The sequence below is a fragment of the Protofrankia sp. Cj3 genome (assembly GCF_917627355.1).
Classification (GTDB): Bacteria; Actinomycetota; Actinomycetes; order Frankiales; family Frankiaceae; genus Protofrankia.
The window spans coordinates 4,063-7,949 of the sequence record NZ_CAKJTR010000080.1 but is presented as its reverse complement, the minus strand read 5'-3'; the positions used below and the strand labels follow the sequence as shown (position 1 = coordinate 7,949).

Genomic DNA, 3,887 nt, shown 5'->3' with positions numbered 1-3,887 from the left:
TGGCTGCGACGGCGGTCACCAGCTCCGGCGGCAGCTCTGGCGATGGTTCCAGCGGCGTCTCCAGCGGATCGACGACGCTGACGGGATCCGAGGTCAACACCAGGTGGGGTGTCGTCCAGGTACAGATCACTGTCAACGCCGGCCGGATCGTCAACGCCGGGACCGTTCAGGTGCCGGACCACAACCCGCGCGACGTGGAGATCAACCGGGTGGCGATCCCGATCCTCAACTCCGAGGCTGTGGCCGCCCAGAACGCGAAGATCGATGTAGTCAGCGGCGCGACCGTCACCAGCGACGGCTACATTCGCTCGCTACAGTCCGCCATCGACGCGGCACACCTGTCATGACTGCCTGGGCAGCGGGGTCGATGTCCCGGCGGGCGTGGGTCGAGCAGATCATGGGCATGCCCGTCAGCCTGCACCTGCGCGGACCCCGAGCGGCCGGCGACAGCGCCGTCGAACAGCTCGTCACAGCGCTCTTCGCCCACCTGCGCACGGTGGACGCCCTGTTCAGCACCTACCGAGCGGACAGCGAGATCATGAGGCTGAACCGGGGCGAACTGCGCCTGGACGCCTGTGACCCCCTTGTCCAGGAGGTCGCGGACCTGTGCGCCGAGGCCACCCGGCGCACCGACGGCTACTTCAGCGCCGAGCTACCGGCGCCCGGCCATCCGACCGGGACTGGGACCACGGCTGGGACCGGGACCGCCGCTGGAGCCAGCGCCGGCCGCCGCTGGTTCGACCCGTCCGGGCTGGTCAAGGGCTGGGCGGTCGAGCGTGCCGCGGCGAGGCTGACAGCGATCGACGGCCACGACTACTACCTGAGCGCGGGCGGGGACATCGCCGCGTACGTGGCCGACCCGGTGTCCCCGGCCTGGAACGTCGGAATCTGTGATCCTTTCGACAGCACGCGCGTGCTCGCCACCGTGCCCGTCCGCTCGGGTGGGGTGGCGACCTCAGGCAGCGCGGCGCGTGGCGCGCACATCATGAATCCGAGGACAGGCCGGCCCGCGAGTTCGGACCTGCTGGCGGTGACGGTTACCGGTCCATCACTGATGTGGGCGGACGTGTATGCGACCGCCGCGTTCGCCCGCGGCTCCGATGCGCTGGCATGGCTCGCGGGCCTGGACCGGACAGCGGCTCTGGTGGTCACCGCGGACGGCGCGCGGCACGCCACGCCCGGATTCGGCGGGGCCGAGCCCGCGCGGCGGTCCACACCCGATGGGCAGCGACAGCCGACCGCTGACACGTGACTGGCGGTAGCGAGAGCAACGCTGTGACCCCGTCCCTGACCAACGGGTCGAACACCCGGAGGCACGGCCGCATAAGCTCGACGTTCGTCTCGCCGTTCCCAACGCCCGTGCGGATGTCCACGAACGGAGCGTAATCACGCGGCCGGCGCAATCACACCGCACAAGCCGGGAGGGACCCAGGTGCCGACCACGTACGAGCAGGAACTCGCCTGCGAACAGAAATATGTCGACACCCTGTACAGCCGGCTGGACGACCTGCGCGACCGGACCCGCGAGCAGTTGCGCGCCGTGCTGCTGGAACCGGGCACCGGCACCCCGCAGTCACGGGTCGAGCGGGATGCCTTCGCCACCGCGTACTCCGACCGGATCGGCCAGCTCGACGCCGCCGAGGGACGGCTGTGTTTCGGCGCGATGGACTTCGGTGCCATAGATGACGACGCGATAGACGCGATAGACGACGGCGCCGCAGGTGGCGGTGCCATGGAGCTCGGCGCGCCGAACTCCGGCGCCCTGGATCACAGCCCGCTGGGCCGTGCCGACCACCAGCGTGTCTACATCGGGCGTATCGGTCTTTCCGACGACGAGCACGAGCCCATGCTGGTCGACTGGCGGGCCCCGGTGGCCACCACCTTCTACCAAGCGACCCTCGCCAACCCGCACGGCCTGCGCAGGCGCCGGCACCTACGTGCCAAAGGGCGGGAGATCAGCGGATTCACCGACGACGTGCTCGACATCGCGGGCGCGCGGAACGGCTTCGCCGGCGGATCAAACGGATCAAGCAGTGACGGGCCGCTGCTGGAGGCCCTGTCCGCACCCCGCTCCGGCCGTATGCACGACATCGTCGCGACGTTGCAGGCCGAGCAGGACGCGGTGATCCGCGCTGACTCGTCCTGCGTCCTGATCGTCGACGGCGGACCGGGCACCGGCAAGACCGCGGTGGCCCTGCACCGGGCCGCCTATCTGCTCTACACCGAACGGGAACGGCTCGCCCGCTCCGGCCTCCTGGTGGTCGGCCCGAGCCCGATTTTCCTGCGTTACATCGAACAGGTGCTGCCCTCCCTCGGTGAGACGGGTGTGGTTTTCGCGACCCCGAGCCGGCTGTTCCCCGGCGTCGACGCCGTCGGCGACGAGGACGGCCGCGTCGTCGCCCTCAAGGGGGATCTGCGGATGGCCAGGCTGGTGGCCGAGGCGGTGAAGGCCCGCCAGGAGGTCCCGGCACACGATGTGGACGTCCCCTACGACGGCGCCGTGCTCCGTCTTGAGCGCCGCGCTGTCGAGAATGCCCGCACCCGGGCACGGCGCAGCCGCCGTCCGCACAACATGGCCCGGCGGGTGTTTGTCCGGGAGACAATCGCCGCCCTCACCAACCAGGTGGTCGCGAACCTTGCCGGTGGCCTGCTTGACGGCGACGAACGGGAGGAGATCGCCGCCTACCTGCACGCCGACCAGGGAGTCCGGGCGGCCATCGACGCGATGTGGCCGCGGCTGACCCCCGAGGCGTTGCTCGCCGATCTGTTCGCCACACCCGCCCGGCTCGCCACCGCCGCGGCCGCCGCCAAGCTGACCAAGCACGAGCAGCACCTGTTGCACCGCCCGCCCGACACCGCAGCCGCATGGACGCCGGCCGACGTGCCGCTGCTCGATGAGGCCGCCGAGCTGCTCGGCGATCCCGACGCCGACGTCGCCGAGCGCGCCGAGCGGGAGGCGGACCGGGAACGGCGCGCCGAACAGGCGTACGCCCTCGACGTCCTCGACGGCCTCGGCCTCACCGGGCTGGTCGACGCGGAGGCGGTGGCGACGGGCATGGCCGAGCGGTGGTCGGGCTCCCGGGCACGACGCAGTGCCGTCGACCACGCTCGCGGGGATCGGTCCTGGACGTTCGGCCATCTCATCGTCGACGAGGCCCAGGAAGTGTCGCCGATGCTGTGGCGGCTGCTGTGGCGGCGCTGCCCGATGCGGTCGGCCACCCTGGTCGGTGACCTCGCCCAGGCCGCGACTCCGGGCGCGGCCCGTTCCTGGGCCGAAGCGCTGGCCCCGCATATCGGGGACAGGTGGCGGGCGGAGCACCTCACCGTCAACTACCGGACCCCGCTCGAAATCATGGACGTAGCCGCTGACGTGCTCGCCGCGCAGGACCCGGTCGCGCGGCCACCGCGTTCGGTGCGTACCACCGGGCGGCATCCCGTCGCGCTGCGCGTCGGCACGGGCACCGGTACTGGTACTGGCACCGGCGCCCTGGTGAGCGCGGTCATGGACGCGGCCGGTCACGCCGCCGAGGACGTCGGCGACGGCCGGGTCGCGGTGATCTGCCCAGCGGATCTCGTCGAAGCCGTCCGCGCGGCGTTCACGACCGTGCCGGCTGGCGGTATGCCCGGTGACGCGGACATGCTGGCCGCCACTGTCGTGATCCTCACTGTGACGGAGGCCAAAGGCCTGGAGTTCGACGCGGTCATCCTGGTCGAGCCAGCCGCGATCGTCGCCGCTTCACAGCGCGGGCTGGCCGACCTGTACGTCGCCATGACCAGGGCGACCCAGACACTCACCGTGCTGCATACCGATGAGCTGCCCGCGGTGCTGCACCGCCTGGCCGCGGACCCACCGCCCAGCACCACCTGACCCACCGCCACCCGACCCA

General features: G+C 71.3%; 3 protein-coding genes. All 3 read left to right on the top strand.

The features are described from left to right. Window positions 1–347, top strand: a 347-nt coding sequence (locus MJ783_RS12810) for an FMN-binding protein (protein ID WP_239310649.1), incomplete at its 5' end; no start/stop codon positions are given. Continuing rightward, window positions 344–1,252: an FAD:protein FMN transferase gene (locus MJ783_RS12805; RefSeq protein ID WP_239310648.1), complete on the top strand. Its 909-nt coding sequence runs from the start codon at window positions 344–346 to the stop codon at window positions 1,250–1,252. The genes MJ783_RS12810 and MJ783_RS12805, both read left to right, overlap by 4 nt. 180 nt (window positions 1,253–1,432) lie before the next feature. Beyond that, window positions 1,433–3,868 (top strand): ATP-binding domain-containing protein, encoded by a 2,436-nt coding sequence (locus MJ783_RS12800; RefSeq protein ID WP_239310647.1) that lies wholly within the window; start codon window positions 1,433–1,435, stop codon window positions 3,866–3,868. Window positions 3,869–3,887 lie beyond the last annotated feature (19 nt).